The 18731-nt window shown below is 41.0% G+C and carries 20 protein-coding genes, 1 tRNA gene and 1 rRNA gene; 15 read left to right on the top strand and 7 right to left on the bottom strand.

Annotated features, from left to right (window positions below):
- Positions 1 to 11: 11 nt before the first annotated feature.
- Positions 12 to 127 (top strand): 5S ribosomal RNA (rrf, locus tag QM870_RS09160).
- A gap of 5 nt (positions 128 to 132) precedes the next feature.
- Positions 133 to 206, top strand: a tRNA-Asn gene (locus QM870_RS09155).
- Between the two features lie 95 nt (positions 207 to 301).
- Here the strand turns inward: QM870_RS09155 and QM870_RS09150 are convergent.
- Positions 302 to 1657: an aspartate kinase gene (locus tag QM870_RS09150; RefSeq protein WP_003010473.1), complete on the bottom strand. Its 1356-nt coding sequence runs from the start codon at positions 1655 to 1657 to the stop codon at positions 302 to 304.
- 240 nt (positions 1658 to 1897) lie between these two features.
- On the opposite strand from QM870_RS09150, the gene QM870_RS09145 reads away from it, so the two are divergent.
- The 13 genes from QM870_RS09145 to QM870_RS09085 all read left to right on the top strand — a co-directional run bounded on the left by QM870_RS09145 (position 1898) and on the right by QM870_RS09085 (position 12566).
- Positions 1898 to 2689 (top strand): enoyl-CoA hydratase, encoded by a 792-nt coding sequence (locus tag QM870_RS09145; protein WP_049482583.1) that lies wholly within the window; start codon positions 1898 to 1900, stop codon positions 2687 to 2689.
- A gap of 96 nt (positions 2690 to 2785) precedes the next feature.
- Positions 2786 to 3220, top strand: coding sequence for a fatty acid biosynthesis transcriptional regulator FabT (gene fabT, locus QM870_RS09140; protein ID WP_003003993.1), 435 nt, complete (start codon positions 2786 to 2788; stop codon positions 3218 to 3220).
- Entirely contained in the window at positions 3220 to 4194 is a 975-nt protein-coding gene (locus QM870_RS09135; RefSeq protein ID WP_414369349.1) for a beta-ketoacyl-ACP synthase III, read from the top strand. Before fabT ends, QM870_RS09135 begins: the two co-directional genes overlap by 1 nt.
- Before the next feature lie 58 nt (positions 4195 to 4252).
- Positions 4253 to 4477 carry an acyl carrier protein gene (locus QM870_RS09130; protein ID WP_003003892.1) on the top strand — a complete coding sequence of 75 codons (225 nt, stop codon included), beginning with the start codon at positions 4253 to 4255 and terminating at the stop codon, positions 4475 to 4477.
- A 114-nt stretch (positions 4478 to 4591) separates the two neighbouring features.
- The gene (fabK, locus tag QM870_RS09125) at positions 4592 to 5557 is read left to right on the top strand and encodes an enoyl-[acyl-carrier-protein] reductase FabK (RefSeq protein WP_037608323.1); all 966 of its coding nucleotides are present in this window, start codon (positions 4592 to 4594) and stop codon (positions 5555 to 5557) included.
- A 22-nt stretch (positions 5558 to 5579) separates the two neighbouring features.
- Positions 5580 to 6500 carry an ACP S-malonyltransferase gene (gene fabD / locus QM870_RS09120; protein WP_247920033.1) on the top strand — a complete coding sequence of 307 codons (921 nt, stop codon included), beginning with the start codon at positions 5580 to 5582 and terminating at the stop codon, positions 6498 to 6500.
- A gap of 12 nt (positions 6501 to 6512) precedes the next feature.
- A complete protein-coding gene (fabG, locus tag QM870_RS09115) occupies positions 6513 to 7247 on the top strand; it encodes a 3-oxoacyl-[acyl-carrier-protein] reductase (protein WP_003010456.1) in 735 nt (244 codons plus the stop codon).
- Between the two features lie 61 nt (positions 7248 to 7308).
- Complete coding sequence (gene fabF, locus QM870_RS09110) at positions 7309 to 8541, top strand: beta-ketoacyl-ACP synthase II (RefSeq protein ID WP_003010454.1); 1233 nt, start codon at positions 7309 to 7311, stop codon at positions 8539 to 8541.
- 3 nt (positions 8542 to 8544) lie between these two features.
- A complete protein-coding gene (gene accB, locus QM870_RS09105; protein ID WP_414369347.1) occupies positions 8545 to 9033 on the top strand; it encodes an acetyl-CoA carboxylase biotin carboxyl carrier protein in 489 nt (162 codons plus the stop codon).
- Positions 9030 to 9455, top strand: a complete 426-nt coding sequence (fabZ, locus tag QM870_RS09100) for a 3-hydroxyacyl-ACP dehydratase FabZ (protein WP_003004019.1) — start codon at positions 9030 to 9032, stop codon at positions 9453 to 9455. Before accB ends, fabZ begins: the two co-directional genes overlap by 4 nt.
- A gap of 13 nt (positions 9456 to 9468) precedes the next feature.
- On the top strand, positions 9469 to 10833 hold the full coding sequence (locus QM870_RS09095; RefSeq protein WP_414327263.1) for an acetyl-CoA carboxylase biotin carboxylase subunit: 1365 nt from the start codon (positions 9469 to 9471) through the stop codon (positions 10831 to 10833).
- A 103-nt stretch (positions 10834 to 10936) separates the two neighbouring features.
- Positions 10937 to 11803 carry an acetyl-CoA carboxylase, carboxyltransferase subunit beta gene (accD, locus tag QM870_RS09090; RefSeq protein ID WP_003003810.1) on the top strand — a complete coding sequence of 289 codons (867 nt, stop codon included), beginning with the start codon at positions 10937 to 10939 and terminating at the stop codon, positions 11801 to 11803.
- The gene (locus tag QM870_RS09085) at positions 11796 to 12566 is read left to right on the top strand and encodes an acetyl-CoA carboxylase carboxyl transferase subunit alpha (protein WP_155168428.1); all 771 of its coding nucleotides are present in this window, start codon (positions 11796 to 11798) and stop codon (positions 12564 to 12566) included. The genes accD and QM870_RS09085 overlap by 8 nt, the downstream gene beginning before the upstream one ends.
- 42 nt (positions 12567 to 12608) lie before the next feature.
- Here QM870_RS09085 and serS read toward each other — a convergent pair whose 3' ends face one another.
- The 6 genes from serS to adhP form a co-directional block, all read right to left on the bottom strand.
- Positions 12609 to 13886, bottom strand: coding sequence for a serine--tRNA ligase (serS, locus tag QM870_RS09080; protein ID WP_003018473.1), 1278 nt, complete (start codon positions 13884 to 13886; stop codon positions 12609 to 12611).
- A 217-nt stretch (positions 13887 to 14103) separates the two neighbouring features.
- Positions 14104 to 14472 (bottom strand): DUF956 family protein, encoded by a 369-nt coding sequence (locus QM870_RS09075; RefSeq protein WP_023920226.1) that lies wholly within the window; start codon positions 14470 to 14472, stop codon positions 14104 to 14106.
- A gap of 80 nt (positions 14473 to 14552) precedes the next feature.
- Complete coding sequence (locus QM870_RS09070) at positions 14553 to 15464, bottom strand: PTS system mannose/fructose/sorbose family transporter subunit IID (RefSeq protein WP_070586274.1); 912 nt, start codon at positions 15462 to 15464, stop codon at positions 14553 to 14555.
- An 18-nt stretch (positions 15465 to 15482) separates the two neighbouring features.
- A complete protein-coding gene (locus tag QM870_RS09065) occupies positions 15483 to 16286 on the bottom strand; it encodes a PTS mannose/fructose/sorbose transporter subunit IIC (RefSeq protein ID WP_048789380.1) in 804 nt (267 codons plus the stop codon).
- A gap of 27 nt (positions 16287 to 16313) precedes the next feature.
- A complete protein-coding gene (locus QM870_RS09060) occupies positions 16314 to 17303 on the bottom strand; it encodes a PTS sugar transporter subunit IIB (RefSeq protein WP_003010431.1) in 990 nt (329 codons plus the stop codon).
- A gap of 373 nt (positions 17304 to 17676) precedes the next feature.
- Positions 17677 to 18699: an alcohol dehydrogenase AdhP gene (adhP, locus tag QM870_RS09055; RefSeq protein WP_003003874.1), complete on the bottom strand. Its 1023-nt coding sequence runs from the start codon at positions 18697 to 18699 to the stop codon at positions 17677 to 17679.
- Between the last annotated feature and the right edge of the window lie 32 nt (positions 18700 to 18731).

Here is an 18731-nt window from a genome sequence, read left to right as displayed (position 1 = left end):
ATCATTCAGAGTTAAGTGACGATAGCCTAGGAGATACACCTGTACCCATGCCGAACACAGCAGTTAAGCCCTAGAACGCCGGAAGTAGTTGGGGGTTGCCCCCTGTGAGATAAGGTAGTCGCTTAGCTTGATTCCGCCATAGCTCAGTTGGTAGTAGCGCATGACTGTTAATCATGATGTCGTAGGTTCGAGTCCTACTGGCGGAGTATAGAATAAAAGAGATCAAGTAATTGATCTCTTTTTTTACTTTTCATTTTAGTGTTAATTAAAGCTCCGTTTAGTTAACGGAGCTTTTCTCTATTTAGTTATTTGGGAAAAATGCTTGATATAAGGCTTTAATTGCTTTTTCTTCTTGATCTTTACTTACAACGAACATAATGGAAACTTCACTAGAACCTTGAGAGATCATTTGAATATTCACTTCATTTTCTGATAGTGCTTTGGCTGCAGTGGCAGTAACCCCTACCTGACTCTTCATTTTCTCACCAACAATCATAATGATAGAAAGATCATGTTCAATTTCGGCTGTGTCAACTTCTAGCTTTTGTGTTAATTGTTTCAGAATCTCTTGTTCTTTGATTGGAGTCAGTTCACGTGAACGCAAAATGATGGATAAATCATCAATTCCTGTTGGCATATGTTCCCAACTGATATTGAGATCTTCTAAAATTTGAAGGACTTTTCGACCAAAACCGACTTCACGGTTCATAAGGTATTTTGTAGTGTTAATGCTAACGAATCCTGAATCACCTGCAATTCCTACAACAGTCACATGATCATTTGAATGTTCCAAAACAATGCGGGTTCCAGGGTGGTCTGGATTATTAGTATTTTTAATGACTAATGGAATTTTACCTCTGTATGCTGGAACGAGTGCTTCATCATGCAAGACTGAAAAACCAGCATAGGCCAATTCACGCATTTCTTTGTAGGTTAATTCAGGAATAGAATGTGGGTGTTTAATGATACCTGGATGTGCCGCAAAAATACCATTTACATCTGTAAAGTTTTCGTATAAGTCTGCTTTTACACCTGCTGCAATGATTGATCCTGTAATATCAGATCCTCCACGAGAAAATGTACAAATGTCGCCATCCTGAGTAACACCAAAGAAACCTGGAATGACAATCACTTCACTTGAATCTTTTAGTTCTTCAATTTTATCGTAACTAGATGGTAAAATACGAGCGTTGGAAGGTTCAGCAGTGACCGTAATTCCTGCTTCTTTTGGATGGATATATCTTGCTTCTAATCCATTTTGATTGAAATAAGCAGCAATGAGTTTAGCATTGTTATTTTCGCCTGCTGCTAGGAATGCATCGTATGTGAATGGATTCCCTTTTTTAGGTAAATTTGTTAAATCATAGATATCTTCAGCAATTTCTTGAATAATGGAATCTTTGAGACCCAATTCTTCTGTAATGGCACGATAGCGTTCAATAATCCACTGTTGTGTTTGTGTGACATCCTTATCTGAAGTAAATTCTTTATAATACCGGATCAGAGCATCTGTTACTTTTGTATCTTCAGCGTTGCGTTTGCCTGGAGCTGATACAACTACAAATCTTCTTTCTGGATCATCTTTAATGATATCAAGTACTTTTTTTAATTGAGAAGCTGATGCTAGAGAACTTCCACCGAATTTAGTTACTTTCATATTTTCTCCTTAATAGTTTCATTAATACATTATACCAAAGTTCAGTTATTGATACAATGTATTTACAGATAGGGCATAAAATAATTGATTCTGTAGAGGGGATAAATTGTAATTATTCAAATTTTACAATTTTGTTACATCTTATAGATATATTTTACTATTTTACTTTTTTGTGGTATGATATGTTATAATTCAAAAGTTTTAATATCAAAATATTTTATATTTAAACAAAAGGAGTCTGTGATGTTTGAAACAATTTTGTATTCTGTCGAAAATGACCTCGCGACAATCTCTTTAAATCGTCCTGAAGTATCCAATGGTTTTAACATTCCAATGTGTCAGGAAATTTTAGCTGCCCTGGAAGATGCAGAAAAAAATGAGGAAGTAAAATTCATTATTCTATCAGCAGAAGGGAAAATCTTTTCAGTTGGTGGAGATTTAAGCGAAATGAAACGCGCAGTCGATGCGGATGACATCGAGTCTCTTGTTTTAATTGCCGAATTAGTTAATACGATTTCAAAGAAAATCAAGCAATTGCCAAAACCGGTTATTATGGTGGCAGATGGAGCGGTTGCTGGAGCAGCTGCTAACATTGCAGTAGCTGTTGATTTTTGTATTATTAGTGATCGTACTAAATTTATCCAAGCCTTTGTTGGGGTTGGTTTAGCACCGGATGCGGGTGGGTTATTCTTGTTAGGAAAAGCCATTGGTATGTCTCGGGCTACTCATTTAGTAATGACGGGTGAAGCCTTGACTGCTGAAAAGGCATTTGATTATGGTCTAGCTTATCGTGTTTGTGAATCTGAAAAACTCGATAAAACGGTTGAGCAATTGCTTAAAAAATTAAGAAGAGGATCTTCAAATTCTTATGCTGCCATGAAAGAAATGGTTTGGGAAGCATTCTTGAAAGAATGGGACCAATATGCGGGTCTTGAATTGGATTTGCAAAAGAAACTAGCATTTACAGAAGATTTCAAGGAAGGGGTTATTGCCTACTCTGAGAAACGTCGTCCACAATTTAAAGGAAAATAAATTTGTAATTTTTCTATGTTTTGTGAAAAAATGCTTGCAAATTATTTTCATTTTTGATAAAATTTGACTATCAAAGTAAAATTAGGAGGTGGAGTTTTGAATTACCAATTAGTTAACGACTATTTAACATCCATCTTTAATAATGTTTTGGTTATTGAGGAGTCGAGCTTAAGAGCAAGTCGATTCAAAGACGTTTCTATTAAAGAAATGCATACGATCGATGTGATTGGTTCGACACCGAATGCAACCCCGAGTGATATTTCACGGGAGTTGATGGTGACTTTGGGGACTGTCACGACAAGTTTGAATAATCTTGAGCGCAAAGGGTATATCGAAAGAAGAAGATCGGAAGTTGATCGCCGGGTTGTACACTTGAGTTTAACGAAGAACGGTCGTCTACTTTATCGTCTTCATCAGCAATTCCATAAACGGATGGTCAACCAGATTATTGGAGATATGAGTCCCGAAGAGAAGAAAGTGATGCAAAAAGGATTGCAAAATCTGTATCGTTTCTTGGAGGAAATTAAATAATGGTCTTTGCTAAAATTAGTCAAGTTGCTCATTATGCACCTGACCAAGTCGTATCAAATGATGATTTGGCTGAGATCATGGATACAAGTGATGAATGGATCAGTAGTCGGACAGGTATCCTTCGGCGTCACATTTCAAAAGATGAGACGACAAGTGATCTAGCAACAGTTGTCGCACAAAGATTATTAGCAAAAGCAAAGATAGACGCTGAGGAAATTGATTTCATCCTTGTGGCTACGATTACTCCAGATAGCTTAATGCCATCGACTGCAGCCCGGGTACAAGCTAATATTGGAGCTTCTCGAGCTTTTGCCTTTGATCTGACTGCAGCATGTAGCGGATTTGTATTTGCATTAGCTACTGCTGAAAAATACATTTCTTCAGGACTGTACCGGCGAGGAATTGTGATCGGTAGTGAGACGCTTTCAAAAGTATTAGACTGGTCAGACCGTTCCACTTCAGTCCTTTTTGGAGATGGAGCTGGTGGTGTCTTGCTTGAAGCGAGCGAGCAAAATTCGTTTTTGGCTGAGAATCTTTTTACAGATGGTAGCCGAGGTGCCAGTCTTGAGTCTTGCTATTTGGGTCTGTCTTCTCCTTATTCAGATGAAGTTTCTGATCGAAGATATCTGACAATGGACGGACGGGCAGTTTTTGATTTTGCCATTCGTGATGTCACGAAAAGTATTCAAAAAATTATAGCAGACACCTCTATGGAAGCAGATGAGATTGACTATTTTCTGTTACACCAGGCGAATGACCGAATGTTAGATAAGATGTCAAAAAAACTGGGTGTCTCTAGAGAGAAAATCCCAGCAAATATGATGGAATATGGAAACACTAGTGCTGCTAGTATCCCCATTCTATTATCGGAGTGTGTCGAGAATCATCGAATCAAGATGGATGGAAGTCAAAAAATTCTTCTGACAGGATTCGGTGGAGGTTTGACATGGGGCACACTTCTTGTTACAATCTAGTTAAACATGTGGAAACACATTTTAAAAATTTATATATTATTTTTTAAGGAGGCCTATCATGGCAGTATTTGAAAAAGTACAAGAAATTATCGTTGAGGAACTTGGTAAAGAACCATCAGAAGTAACTCTTGAATCTACATTCGAAGATTTAGAAGCAGATTCATTGGATTTGTTCCAAGTTATCTCTGAAATTGAAGATGCTTTTGACATCCAAATCGAAACTGAAGAAGGATTGTCTACAGTTGGTGACCTTGTCGCTTACGTAGAAGAAAAAACAAAATAATGATAGATGAGAGTATCGAAAGATATTCTCTCTTATTTAGGTAATAGTTTGAGGCTCAAAGAAACAATCTTTTAAACTCAAACTATTACTTAAGTGAAAAAAGAGGTAGGTATAATGCAAACACGAATTACTGAACTATTGAATATTAAATATCCAATCTTCCAAGGTGGTATGGCCTGGGTTGCTGATGGAGACTTGGCTGGAGCCGTTTCAAATGCTGGTGGACTCGGAATTATTGGTGGTGGTAATGCCCCTAAAGAAGTGGTAAAAGCTAATATTGATAGAGTAAAACAAATCACTGACAAACCATTCGGTGTTAATATCATGCTTTTGTCACCATTTGCAGATGACATCGTCGACCTCGTTATCGAAGAGGGTGTTAAGGTTGTTACAACAGGTGCCGGAAACCCAGGTAAATATATGGAGCGTTTCCACGAAGCTGGAATTACAGTAATCCCAGTTATTCCATCGGTAGCACTTGCTAAACGTATGGAAAAACTTGGAGCTGATGCTGTTGTCGCAGAAGGTATGGAAGCTGGTGGTCACATTGGTAAATTGACAACCATGGCACTTGTTCGCCAGGTTGCGGATGCGGTATCTATCCCAGTTATTGGTGCTGGTGGTGTTGCAGATGGACGTGGTATGGCTGCTGTTCTTATGCTTGGAGCAGAAGCTGTTCAGGTTGGTACTCGTTTCGCTGTTGCTAAGGAATCTAATGCACACCAAAACTTCAAAGATAAGATTTTGAAGGCTAAAGATATTGATACTGTTATTTCAGCCTCAGTTGTTGGACACCCAGTTCGTGCGATTAAGAATAAATTGGCTACAGAATATAACCAAGCTGAAAAAGATTTCTTGGCTGGTAAGAAGACTCAAGAGGAAATTGAAGAGCTTGGTGCAGGTGCCCTTCGTAACGCTGTTGTTGATGGAGATGTGGAATATGGTTCAGTTATGGCTGGACAAATTGCAGGTCTTGTTCGTAAAGAAGAAACATGTGCAGAAATCTTGGAAGACCTTTACACAGGTGCTGCCAAGGTGATTAAAGAAGAAGCTGCTCGTTGGGCAGATGTAAACGTCTAAAAACGTCGAAAGGATTAGGATAGTGACAAAACGTGCGTTCTTATTTGCTGGTCAAGGGGCTCAGAAATTGGGCATGGCGAGCGATTTGTATGCGGCTTATCCCGTTGTTAAAGAGACATTTGATACGGCTAGTCGTATTCTAGGCTATGATTTGCGTGAATTGATTGATTCTAACGAAGAAAAACTGAATCAGACACGCTATACTCAACCAGCTATTTTGACAACGTCAGTAGCCATTTATCGTCTCTTAGTAGAAAATGGTATCACTCCTGATATTGTTGCCGGTCTCTCTTTGGGGGAATATTCTGCCCTGGTTGCGGCTGGAGCTCTTTCGTTTGAAGATGCAGTAGCTTTGGTTGCGAAACGAGGTGAATTCATGGAAACGGCAGCTCCCGCTGGAAGTGGGAAAATGGTTGCTGTTATGAATACAGACCCAAGTTTGATCGAGGAGATTTGTCAACAAGCATCCGAAAAGGGTGTAGTAACACCAGCTAACTACAATACGCCAGCACAAATTGTGATTGGTGGTGAGGTTGCGGCTGTGGACTATGCTGTGGAACTATTGCAGGAAGCAGGTGCCAAACGCTTGATCCCTTTGAATGTGTCAGGTCCATTCCACACAGCTTTACTTAAATCAGCTAGTCAAAAATTGGCGGCTGAACTAGAAAAAGTATCATTTAATGATTTTGATCTTCCTTTAGTTGGGAATACAGAAGCTACTATCATGAAGTCAGAAGATGTGAAAGCACTTTTGGCCCGTCAAGTAAAAGAACCGGTTCGTTTCTATGATTCAATTGCTACGATTCAAGAATTTGGTGTAGATGAGGTCATCGAAATTGGACCTGGAAAAGTCTTGTCAGGATTCTTGAAGAAAATTGATAAAACTCTTCCAACTCATAACGTCGAAGATCAGGCTAGTCTAGATGCACTTCTGAATGCTTAAAACGAGGTAAAGATGGAACTTAAAAATAAAAATGTTTTTGTAACAGGTTCAACACGCGGAATTGGATTGGCTGTGGCTCATAAATTTGCGAGTCTCGGTGCTAATGTTGTCCTAAATGGACGTTCTGAAATTTCTGAGGACTTGCTTGCGCAGTTTGCTGACTATGGTGTGACTGTTGTTGGTATTTCTGGGGATATTTCTAATGGCGAAGATGCGCAACGTATGGTAGCTGAAGCAATTGAAAAGCTTGGAAGTGTTGATGTTTTGGTCAATAACGCTGGCATCACAAACGACAAGTTGATGTTGAAAATGACTGAAGAAGATTTTGAACGGGTCTTGAAAATCAACTTGACAGGTGCCTTTAATATGACTCAAGCTGTCTTAAAACCGATGTCTAAAGCTCGTCAAGGGGCCATTATCAACATGTCCTCTGTTGTTGGTCTGATGGGGAATATCGGTCAAGCGAACTATGCGGCTTCAAAAGCTGGTTTGATTGGTTTCACTAAATCAGTAGCGCGTGAAGTTGCGGCTCGTGGCGTTCGTGTGAATGCCATTGCACCTGGTTTCATTGAATCAGATATGACTGATGCTATTCCAGAGAAAATGAAAGATGCCATGCTAGCTCAAGTGCCAATGAAACGAATTGGTCAAGCTGAAGAAGTGGCAGAAGTTGCGGCTTTCTTAGCAGGTCAAGAATATTTAACTGGTCAAACAATTGCCATTGATGGCGGAATGACTATGCAATAATGAATGCTCACTGATCGAAAATCACTTACTTAAATATCCATCCGACAAAAGGAGAATATATATGTCTACAAATCGTGTTGTTGTTACAGGTTATGGTGTAACCTCACCAATCGGAAATACACCAGAAGAATTTTGGAATAGCCTTCATGAAGGAAAAATTGGGATCAAACCTATTACGAAATTTGATGCTTCTGAAATTCCAGTCTTTAATGCTGGTGAAATTCAAGATTTCCCATTCGATAAATATTTTGTAAAAAAAGATCAAAATCGTATGGATACTTACTCATTGTATGCAATCTATGCTGCGATGGAAGCTATTGAAAATTCAGGCTTGAACATGGAAGAAGAAGACCGCGATCGTGTAGGTGTGATTGTATCATCTGGTATCGGTGGTTTGCAAGAATTGGAAGATCAAATTATCCGGATGCATGAACGTGGGATGAAGAGAATCCAACCAATGTTTATTCCAAAAGCTCTTTCAAACATGGGTGCTGGAAATATCGCACTTAAGATTGGGGCTCAAGGGGTATGTAAATCCGTGACAACAGCTTGTGCTTCTGCCAATGATGCAATTGGTGAAGCTTTCCGTGAAATTAAATTTGGTATGCATGATGTTGTTTTGGCAGGTGGTGCTGAAGCTTCGATTACTAAGATTGGTATCGGTGGTTTCAATGCCCTTACGGCCCTTTCAACAACGGAAGACCCAGAACGCTCATCTATTCCATTTGACAAAGACCGCAATGGTTTTGTGATGGGGGAAGGTGCAGGGGTTCTTGTCATCGAAAGTTTGGAACATGCCCAAAAACGTGGTGCTAATATTTTAGCTGAGATTGTTGGTTACGGTTCAAACTGTGATGCCTACCACATGACAACACCAACACCAGATGGTTCAGGTGCTGCCAAAGCGATTAAATTGGCGATCAATGAAGCTGGTATCAAGCCTGAAGATGTCGATTATGTCAATGCACATGGTACATCTACACCTGCCAATGAAAAAGGTGAAAGTGGAGCTATCGTTTCTGTACTTGGTAAAGAAGTTCCTGTATCATCTACGAAATCATTTACAGGTCACTTGCTTGGTGCTGCTGGTGCAGTTGAGGCGATTGCTACCATCGAAGCGATTCGTCATAGCTTTGTACCAAAAACGGCTGGTACCAAAGAATTGTCTGACTACATCGAAGCCAATGTTGTTTATGGTGAAGGCCAAGAAGCGGATATTCAGTATGCTATCTCAAACACCTTTGGTTTTGGAGGACACAATGCTGTTCTGGCCTTTAAACGTTGGGAGGGTTAATTCATGAATATTTCTGAAATCAAAGATTTGTTGGCTCAATTTGATGCGTCAACTTTGCGTGAATTCTCATATAAAAATAACGGCGAAGAATTGAATTTGAGTAAAAACCAAACTAGTTCAGTTACGGCTACACCGGTAGCCCCTGCGGTTGAAGTGGTAGCGGCCCCTCAAACTCCTTCAGTAGCCCCTGTTGTTGAAGCACCAGCAACTCCAGCTGTAGCGGCTGAAACAGTCGCTGCTCCAGCTCAAGAGGCTGAAGGTGATGTCGTTGAAAGTCCATTGGTTGGGGTGGCTTACTTGTCACCAGCTCCGGATAAACCAGCCTTCGTATCTGTAGGAGACAAGGTCACTAAGGGTCAAACACTCTTGATTATCGAAGCCATGAAAGTGATGAATGAAGTCCCAGCACCAAAAGATGGGGTAGTCACTGAAATTTTAGTAACGAATGAAGAAATGGTTGAATTTGGAAAAGGATTGGTTCGAATCAAATGACAATTGATATTAATGCTATTCGTGAGGCTTTGCCGCATCGTTACCCAATGCTTTTGGTGGATCGCGTATTGGAAACAAGCGAAGATACGATTGTTGCCATTAAGAACGTGACAATTAATGAACCATTTTTTAATGGACATTTTCCACAATATCCTGTTATGCCAGGTGTTCTCATCATGGAAGCTTTGGCACAAACAGCAGGTGTACTAGAGTTGTCAAAACCTGAAAATAAAGGAAAATTAGTCTTTTATGCAGGGATGGACAAGGTGAAGTTTAAAAAACAAGTCGTTCCAGGAGATCAACTGGTGATGACAGCTACTTTTGTCAAACGTCGTGGAACAATTGCTGTTGTTGAAGCGAAAGCAGAAGTAGACGGTAAGCTTGCAGCTTCAGGAACGCTTACGTTTGCAATTGGAAATTAAGAAAGGCCTATCTATGTTTCGTAAGATCTTAATCGCCAATCGTGGTGAGATTGCAGTTCGTATTATTCGTGCGGCTCGTGAACTTGGCATCGAGACGGTTGCAGTGTATTCTACTGCTGATAAAGAAGCCTTGCATACCTTACTAGCGGATGAAGCAGTCTGTATTGGACCTGCTAAATCAACAGAGTCTTATTTGAATATGAGTGCTGTCTTGTCTGCAGCTGTTCTAACAGGAGCAGAAGCTATCCATCCTGGTTTTGGATTTTTAAGTGAAAACTCAAAATTTGCGACCATGTGTGAGGAAGTGGGCATTAAATTTATTGGTCCTTCTGCTAAAGTCATGGATTTGATGGGGGATAAGATTAATGCTCGTAAACAGATGATCAAAGCAGGAGTACCTGTTATTCCTGGATCAGATGGTGAAGTGTATACTGCTGAAGAAGCCCTCGAGATTGCAGAGCGTATTGGTTACCCTGTTATGTTGAAAGCATCTGCAGGAGGCGGTGGTAAAGGAATTCGGAAGGTTGAAAAACCAGAGGATCTGGTTGCTGCTTTTGAATCAGCTTCCTCAGAAGCCCAAGCTGCTTTTGGAAATGGTGCCATGTATATGGAGCGGGTGATTTATCCTGCACGCCACATTGAAGTACAAATTTTAGCGGATCAGCATGGACATGTCGTTCACTTAGGTGAACGCGATTGTTCTCTTCAACGAAATAACCAAAAGGTTCTAGAGGAATCCCCTTCGATTGCCATCGGAAAAACGCTTCGCAATCGCATTGGTTCTGCTGCTGTTCGGGCAGCTGAATCAGTTGGATATGAGAATGCTGGAACGATTGAATTCTTGTATGATGAAGGCAAGGGTGAGTTCTACTTTATGGAAATGAATACCCGTGTGCAAGTAGAGCATCCTGTTACAGAATTTGTAACAGGAGTTGATATCGTTAAGGAACAGATTAAAATTGCAGCTGGACAAGAATTATCCGTTACTCAAGAGGATATTGTCTTTAAAGGCCATGCGATTGAATGCCGGATCAATGCGGAAAATCCTTCCTTTAACTTTGCACCAAGCCCAGGTAAGATTACTAATCTCTATCTTCCAAGTGGTGGGGTAGGATTACGTGTGGATTCTGCTGTGTATCCTGGTTATACGATTCCACCATACTATGATAGTATGATTGCTAAGATCATTGTCCATGGTGAAAATCGCTTTGATGCACTGATGAAAATGCAGAGAGCTCTTTATGAGTTGGAAATCGATGGTGTCACAACCAATAGCAGTTTCCAGTTGGATTTGATTTCAGATTCACATGTGATCGCTGGTGATTATGATACTGCATTTTTGATGGAACAATTCCTTCCAAATTATAATAAGGAATGATGAAAAAGCCTGGACTTGTGAGGGAAGTATGAACATCATCCTCACAGTTGCAGGCTTTTATAGTAATGCTACAGATGCAGTAGCATATTATAAGGAGTAAGTAATGGCATTATTTTCTAAAAAAGATAAATATATTCGGATCAATCCGAATAGGTCAGCCTGGAAGGAACCTCAGCCAAAACCTGAAGTACCTGATGAACTATTTTCACAATGCCCAGGTTGTAAACATACCATTTACCAAAAAGATTTAGGTAGTGAACGGGTATGCCCGAATTGTGGCTATACCTTCCGTATTTCTGCTAAAGAACGCTTGGCGCTGACAGTGGATCCAGCTAGCTTTGAAGAAATGTTTACAGGAATCGAAACGACAGACCCTTTGAATTTTCCTAATTATAAGAAGAAACTGGCAGCAGTGCGGGAAATGACAGGGCTGGATGAAGCTGTGCTAACTGGAACTGCCTTGATTAAAGGCCAAAAAGTTGCTCTTGGGATCATGGATTCCAACTTTATCATGGCTTCAATGGGTTCTGTAGTAGGTGAAAAAATTACTCGTTTATTTGAATTTGCGACAAAAGAAAAATTGCCAGTTGTTCTTTTTACCGCTTCCGGTGGTGCTCGGATGCAAGAAGGAATCGTGAGTTTGATGCAAATGGCAAAAATTTCTGCGGCTGTTCAACGCCATTCCAAAGAAAAATTATTCTATTTGACGGTATTGACAGATCCGACAACTGGTGGGGTGACAGCCTCATTTGCTATGGAAGGTGATATTATCATGGCAGAGAGTCAAGCCTTGGTCGGGTTTGCTGGTCGACGCGTGATCGAATCAACTGTGCGTGAAAAATTGCCTGATGATTTCCAAAAAGCAGAATTTCTACAAGAACATGGATTTGTAGACTTGATCGTGGAGAGAAGTCAAATCCGAGCGACAGTTGGACAATTATTAGCCCTTCATGGAGGTAAACATGAGTAAAATAACACAGATTATTAAAGAGGCACGTGACCAAGGAAGATTGACTGCGCTTGATTTTGCTCAAGGAATTTTTGATGATTTTATCGAATTGCATGGAGATCGAAACTTCCGTGATGATGGTGCGGTGATTGGTGGGATTGGACGCTTAGGCGATCAAACGGTTACAGTCGTTGGAATCCAAAAAGGAAAAAATCTTCAGGATAATCTAAAACGTAATTTTGGGCAACCACATCCAGAAGGCTATCGAAAAGCTTTGCGTCTCATGAAGCAAGCGGAGAAATTTGGCCGTCCAGTTGTGACCTTTATCAATACAGCGGGTGCTTATCCCGGTGTTGGTGCTGAAGAACGAGGACAAGGGGAAGCCATTGCCCGCAACCTCATGGAAATGAGTGATCTAAAAGTTCCAATTATCGCGATTATCATCGGAGAAGGTGGCTCTGGTGGTGCCTTGGCTCTTGCTGTGGCAGATAAGGTCTGGATGCTTGAGAACTCCATCTATGCGGTCTTGAGTCCAGAAGGTTTTGCCTCTATTCTTTGGAAAGATGGAAGTCGTGCCATGGAAGCAGCAGAGTTGATGAAGATTACTTCTCACGAATTGTTAAATATGGAAATTATCGATAAGGTGATTCCCGAGCATGGATTTTCAAATGGAGAACTACTGGCTCAAGTGAAGAAGGAATTACAGGAAGAGTTAAAGGTTTTACAAGCCTTACCTCTCGAAGAGCTTCTGGAGCAACGCTACCAACGTTTTCGTAAATATTAAAAAACTGAGCTTGCAATTTGCAAGACTCAGTTTTTCAAAACTTTATTTTGGTGCGATGACTTCTGCGCCACCCATGTATGGGCGAAGGACTTCTGGAATGGTTACAGAACCATCTTCGTTTTGATAGTTTTCAAGAATAGCAGCGACGGTACGTCCAACAGCCAATCCAGAACCATTCAAAGTGTGAAGAAGTTTGACTTTACCATCTGCTTCGTCACGGTAGCGGATTTGCGCACGACGAGCTTGGAAATCTTCTGTATTGGAACAGCTTGAGATTTCACGGTAGGTATTTTGTGCTGGAATCCATACTTCCAAGTCATAAGTCTTAGCAGCTGAGAAGCCCATGTCTCCTGTTGAGAGAGCTACTACACGGTATGGAAGGTTCAGTTTTTGAAGGATATTTTCAGCATTGACAACCATTTTTTCCAATTCATCATATGATTCTTCTGGTTTAGCAAACTTCACCATTTCAACCTTATGGAATTGGTGCAAACGGATCAAGCCACGAGTATCACGACCAGCTGAACCAGCTTCTGAACGGAAAGATGGACTCATAGCGGTGAAGTAGATTGGAAGGTCTTTCCCATCAAGAATTTCATCGCGGTAGTAGTTTGTCAAAGGAACTTCAGCTGTTGGAATGAGGACATAATTGGTATCGCTAAGTTCAAAAGTATCTTCCTTGAATTTTGGATACTGACCAGTACCAAACATAGAATCATGGTTGACCATGTAAGGAGGGATGACTTCAGTGTAGCCTTCCTTGCCATGTTCGTCCAACATGAAGTTGTAGATAGCGCGTTCTAAGCGAGCTCCAAGTCCTTTGTAGAAGAGGAAACGAGCACCAGTGACTTTAGCCCCGCGTTCCCAGTCAAGGATATCAAGGTCTTCACCTAAATCCCAGTGAGCTTTTGGTTCGAAGCCAAATTCGCGAGGTGTTCCCCAACGGCGAACCTCAACGTTGTCATCCTCATCCGCTCCAACAGGGACACTGTCAGCAGGGATATTTGGAAGGGTAGTAGTGAATTCAGTTAATTTGGCATCGATTTCAGCCAATTCTGTATCCAATGCTTTGACTTCTGCAGAGAGGGTTTGCATGGCAGCAATCTTATCATCTGCATTTTCCTTGTTGCGTTTAGCTTGTGCGATTTCAGCAGATACAGTGTTACGCTCTGCTTTGAGATTTTCTACCTTGACCAAGATATCTCGACGTTTGGCATCGATTTCTTTCATTTCATTCAAAATAGCTGCATCTACGCCACGTGTTGCCAATTTTTTAGCAACCGCATCAAAGTCTGTACGAATTCGTTTAATATCTAACATAGCTTCTCCTTTAACAAAAAACACACCTGTTACAGTGTTGGAGTGGCAGAGCCACGGTTCCATCCAACTTCACAGGTGTGCACTTGATTCGATATTTTATTTTAAAGAAACGGTAGAATTTCAATTAAGATTTCTATCTGCTCGCAGCAACCGCAGACTTTCTGAAAGAACCTCTTAACTTACTTATCCGTTTGCGTCTATTATACAAGAAAAGATCCTATTTTGCAAATAGATTTTTAATTTTAGCCGTGATGATTTGGATCAACGTAGGAAGTTTGACAATTTTATCATTTCCTAGATGTTCCCGAGCAATCTTTAAAATTTTTCCAGAGTCTTTTGAAGCAAAGAGAAATTTTGATTCTCTGGTATAGATTTCAAAATGGCGGCTAATTTTACGTCCGGATACATTGGCTCCGATTCGCTCGATTTCTTGCCAGGGAATTTGGATGTAGTCTTCTACATTTGCATCCGCATAAAATTCAAAAGCGGCATTCCCGACTAGGATTTTTCCAACCTTTCCCCCCACTCCAAGGTAAGAAACCCCTGTAGTATGGAATTCAACGGTTTTATTCAATGATTGAGCCATGAGATCCTCCTGTATTGCTGTTCACTCCATTATATCATAATAAAAAGAAGGCCGAAACCTTCTTTTTTGTTGATCTTTGCTTACATCAAGCCAGCAACGTGTGCTAATACACCGATTACAAAGAGAGCGATGATGATAGTGATTGGAGATACTTTTTTCTTCAACAACCACATACAAGCAAAAGTAAGAAGCAATCCCATCAAACCAGGAATCAATGAATCCAAGTTTTGTTGGAAAGTTGTAACTTTTTCAGGTGTTTGAGATAGGCCTGAACCAACTTGAGCGAAGGCTTCTTGGATACCCTTGTATCCTTCAGGAAGTTTATCCCAGTGGATATAAGCTTTATCGGCTAATTTGACAGAAGAAACATTGAAGACGAATTTAATAGATACCCAACGTTCTACCAAAACAGCGAGGATGAACATCCCAAGAATAGAAGCCCCTTTAGTGATGTCTTGCAAGATCCCACCAGACATATCTTTGGTAATTTCAGAACCTGCTTTGTAGCCAAGTTCTTGCGTGTACCACAAGAAGGCCATACGAATTGCATTCCATGCGATAAAGAAGATAAGTGGACCAAGGATATTACCAGACGCAGCAAGTGATGCACCAAGGGCACCAAGGATAGGACGTACTGTAAACCAGAAGACTGGATCTCCGATACCCGCCAAAGGACCCATCATACCAATTTTAACCCCTTGGATGGCAGCATCGTCAATCGCAGCACCGTTTGCTCTTTCTTCTTCAAGAGCAAGTGTTACCCCGATGATAGGAGCGGCAACGTATGGGTGAGTGTTAAAGAATTCCATGTGACGTTCAAGAGCAGCCGCTTGGTCTTCTTTCTTTGTGTAGAGTTTTTTGATAGCTGGGATCAATGAGTAAGCCCAACCCAAGTTTTGCATCCGTTCATAGTTCCAAGAACCTTGCAAGAAGGTTGAACGCCACCAAACTTTTTGACGATCTGATTTAGATAATTGTAATTTTTCAGTCATGATAGTGTCACACCTTTCTTAATAGTCTTCGAGAATGTCGCCAATTGGATCGTTAGAAGTAGCGGCACCGCCACCTCCATTGCCACCTTTCTTAGAAAGAGTAAGGTAGATCAAGGCAAGGGCAACACCAATTGCTCCAAGAGCGATCAAAGTTAATTGGCTAACGGCTGCAAGAGCAAAACCGATGGCAAAGAATGGCCATACTTCACGGCTCGCCATCATGTTGATAACCATGGCATAACCAACGGCTACAACCATACCACCACCGATTTGCATTCCATCAGAGAGCCATTTTGGCATTTGTTCAAGAGCAGTTTTGACAGTTTCAGCAGGAATCATCAACAAGAGGGCTGCAGGAATGGCGATACGAAGACCTTGAAGAAGAAGGGCCACAAAGTGAGCGCGTTCTACACCTTTGATATCCCCTTTTCTAGCAGCAGCGTCGGCAGTGTGAACCAAACCAACGGAAAGGGTACGGACGATCATGGTCAAGAAAAGACCAGCAACTGCAAGTGGAATAGCGACACCTTGAGCGACAGCGATTCCTTTTGTACTGAAGTCTCCCCCAAGTACCATGATGATGGCAGCAGCGACAGATGCAAGGGCAGCATCGGGTGCAACTGCGGCACCAATGTTTGCCCAGCCAAGTGCAATAAATTGAAGTGAACCACCAAGCATAATGCCAGCAGTCAAGTTACCTGTTACCAAACCGATTAAGGTACAAGCAACAAGGGGTTGGTGGAATTGGAATTGGTCAAGGATACCTTCAAGACCTGCTAAGAAGGCAACAACGACCACTAATACCATAGAAATAATAGACATGTTTAAAATCCTTTCGTAAGTAATCGATTATTGAACGTTAGCTTTGTTAATTAAGTCAAACAAATCTTTCTTAGAGTCATTTGGCACTTTACGGACGTCAAATTCAACTCCAAGATCACGCATTTTTTCAAATGTAGCCACATCATCTTTATCCATTGACAACACATTGTTAACCATGGTTTTACCAGTTGAGTGGGCCATTGAACCAACGTTCAAGGTTTTAATCGGAACACCACCTTCGATGGCGCGAAGAGCATCTTGAGGTGTTTCAAATAAGATCAAAGCATGGGTATTTCCAAAACGTGGATCTTTAGCAACGTCGATCAATTTTTGAATTGGGACAACGTTTGCTTTCACACCATTTGGTGCCGCTTGTTTGATCAATTCCTTACGGAGTTCATCTTTGGCAACAGAATCTGAAGCAACAATGATCCGATCGGCTTTTGAATCAGGTGTCCAAGCAGTTGCGACTTGTCCATGAAGAAGACGTGTATCTAAGCGGGCAAGGTTAATCTTGAGTTTTCCATCTCCGATAACCGTTCCTTCTGGAATAGCAGCTTGGGCTACAGGAGCAGCAGCGGCAGTACTAGCTTCTTCAACAGGATTCAATTCTTCTGGAAGGGCTTTGACACCGTCTTTTGCTTCCTTGATGATGTTTGCAGCGACTTGATCAACGCCGGCATTTGCATCCATCAAACGTTCTGTATAAGCTTGAATCAACATCGGAAGGTTCAATCCTGTGATGATCGCAAATTTACGATCTGGATTTTCTCCCATGACGCGACTTGCTTGGTTAAATGGAGAACCACTCCAAAGGTCAGCCAAAACCAAGACTTCATCTTCTGCATCAAATGCGGCAACAGCTGCATTAAATTTAGCATAGAGATCATCCGGGCCTTCACTTGGCATGAACGTAACCACTTGAACTTTCTCTTGATCCCCAAAGATCATCGAGCCGGATTGGTGGATTCCAGCTGCAAATTCACCGTGGCTAGCAATAATGATACCAATACTCATTATTGACATTCCTCCTTATAAAATTTGTTTGACTTTCAGTTTAAGAAAACTTTAAGCTACTTTATTATAAATCGTTTCCACACTTAAGTCAATTTTTCTATCAAAATCTCGATGTAAAAACATTGATTTATTATATTAAATCATCGTTAGATAGAAAAAGAATGCTCTTGAATGAATTTTGTTTATTACTTGTTGATGCTTAAAAAATCAATAATAGATATGTTTTATAGGATTTTGTTCTCAATGAAAAGTTTCCGAGAATCAAACGATATTCTCGAAAACAAAAATAAATATATAACAAATTGTATATGAGAGTGATTGAGAGCACTCAAAAAGACTAGCCCAGTTGGGCTAGTCCTGTAGGTTCAGTTGTTTAGTTTGTAAAGTCAAGTACCATACGTCCTTGAATGGTTCCGGCTTCCATTTCGTCAAAGACTTTGACAGCATCTTCTACTGGACGTTTTTGAACGACAGGGACTACCAAGCCTTCTGCACCAAATTGGAAGGCTTCTTCCAAGTCTTTACGAGTTCCTACAAGAGAACCAATGACTTGGATACCATCTAATACAGTTTTCACAATGCTGAGATCCATCATTTCAGAAGGAAGACCAACTGCAACCACGCGGCCGCCTGCACGAACAGAATCTACTGCTTGGTTGAAAGCTACTTTAGAAACAGCTGTTACGACAGCAGAGTGAGCTCCACCATTTGTTTTTTCTTTAATCAATCCTGGGACATCTTCAACTTCGCGACCGTTGATGACAAAGTCTGCACCAACTTCTTTCGCCAATTCTAGTTTATCATTGTTGATATCGACAGCGATGACATGTGCGTTGAAGACTTTCTTAGCATATTGAACAGCCAAGTTTCCTAGTCCACCAGCTCCATAGATAACAATCCATTGTCCTGGTTCAGCTTTGGCTTCTTTGATGGCTTTATAAGTGGTAACACCTGCACACGTAATAGAAGATGCTTGGGCTGGATCTAATCCTTCAGGTACTTTCACTGCGTAATCTGCAGTAACGATACATTGTTCAGCCATCCCTCCATCAACAGAGTAACCAGCATTTTTTACAGTACGGCAAAGAGTTTCACGACCAGTTGTACAGTATTCACAAGTTCCACATCCTTCGAAGAACCATGCGACACTGACACGATCCCCAACTTTTAGGCTCTTGACATCTGGAGCAACTTCTTTAACAATACCGATTCCTTCGTGTCCAAGAACACGGCCTGGAACTTTACCGAAGTCTCCGTGAGCAACGTGCAAGTCAGTGTGGCAGACACCACAGTATTCGATTTGAACAAGAGCTTCCCCTGTTTCAAGTGGACGCATGTCTTTGTTTGCAACGATTTCAACACCAGTACCTTCTGGATTTACAACAACAGCTTTCATTTTGTTCCTCCTTAAGTGAACGAGAAGCGGTT

The sequence above is a fragment of the Streptococcus parasanguinis genome (genome assembly GCF_047463195.1).
GTDB lineage: Bacteria > Bacillota > Bacilli > Lactobacillales > Streptococcaceae > Streptococcus > Streptococcus parasanguinis_R.
This window is presented reverse-complemented; position numbering and strand designations above follow the sequence as displayed.

Excerpts from the sequence above, each read along its gene's own strand:
- QM870_RS09150 (WP_003010473.1), bottom strand. The coding sequence starts at position 1,657 with ATGAAAGTAACTAAATTCGGTGGAAGTTCTCTAGCATCAGCTTCTCAA.
- QM870_RS09135 (WP_414369349.1), top strand. The coding sequence starts at position 3,220 with ATGGTCTTTGCTAAAATTAGTCAAGTTGCTCATTATGCACCTGACCAA.
- QM870_RS09130 (WP_003003892.1), top strand. The coding sequence starts at position 4,253 with ATGGCAGTATTTGAAAAAGTACAAGAAATTATCGTTGAGGAACTTGGT.
- fabK (WP_037608323.1), top strand. The coding sequence starts at position 4,592 with ATGCAAACACGAATTACTGAACTATTGAATATTAAATATCCAATCTTC.
- fabG (WP_003010456.1), top strand. The coding sequence starts at position 6,513 with ATGGAACTTAAAAATAAAAATGTTTTTGTAACAGGTTCAACACGCGGA.
- fabF (WP_003010454.1), top strand. The coding sequence starts at position 7,309 with ATGTCTACAAATCGTGTTGTTGTTACAGGTTATGGTGTAACCTCACCA.
- accB (WP_414369347.1), top strand. The coding sequence starts at position 8,545 with ATGAATATTTCTGAAATCAAAGATTTGTTGGCTCAATTTGATGCGTCA.
- fabZ (WP_003004019.1), top strand. The coding sequence starts at position 9,030 with ATGACAATTGATATTAATGCTATTCGTGAGGCTTTGCCGCATCGTTAC.
- QM870_RS09095 (WP_414327263.1), top strand. The coding sequence starts at position 9,469 with ATGTTTCGTAAGATCTTAATCGCCAATCGTGGTGAGATTGCAGTTCGT.
- accD (WP_003003810.1), top strand. The coding sequence starts at position 10,937 with ATGGCATTATTTTCTAAAAAAGATAAATATATTCGGATCAATCCGAAT.
- QM870_RS09085 (WP_155168428.1), top strand. The coding sequence starts at position 11,796 with ATGAGTAAAATAACACAGATTATTAAAGAGGCACGTGACCAAGGAAGA.
- serS (WP_003018473.1), bottom strand. The coding sequence starts at position 13,886 with ATGTTAGATATTAAACGAATTCGTACAGACTTTGATGCGGTTGCTAAA.
- QM870_RS09075 (WP_023920226.1), bottom strand. The coding sequence starts at position 14,472 with ATGGCTCAATCATTGAATAAAACCGTTGAATTCCATACTACAGGGGTT.
- QM870_RS09070 (WP_070586274.1), bottom strand. The coding sequence starts at position 15,464 with ATGACTGAAAAATTACAATTATCTAAATCAGATCGTCAAAAAGTTTGG.
- QM870_RS09065 (WP_048789380.1), bottom strand. The coding sequence starts at position 16,286 with ATGTCTATTATTTCTATGGTATTAGTGGTCGTTGTTGCCTTCTTAGCA.
- QM870_RS09060 (WP_003010431.1), bottom strand. The coding sequence starts at position 17,303 with ATGAGTATTGGTATCATTATTGCTAGCCACGGTGAATTTGCAGCTGGA.
- adhP (WP_003003874.1), bottom strand. The coding sequence starts at position 18,699 with ATGAAAGCTGTTGTTGTAAATCCAGAAGGTACTGGTGTTGAAATCGTT.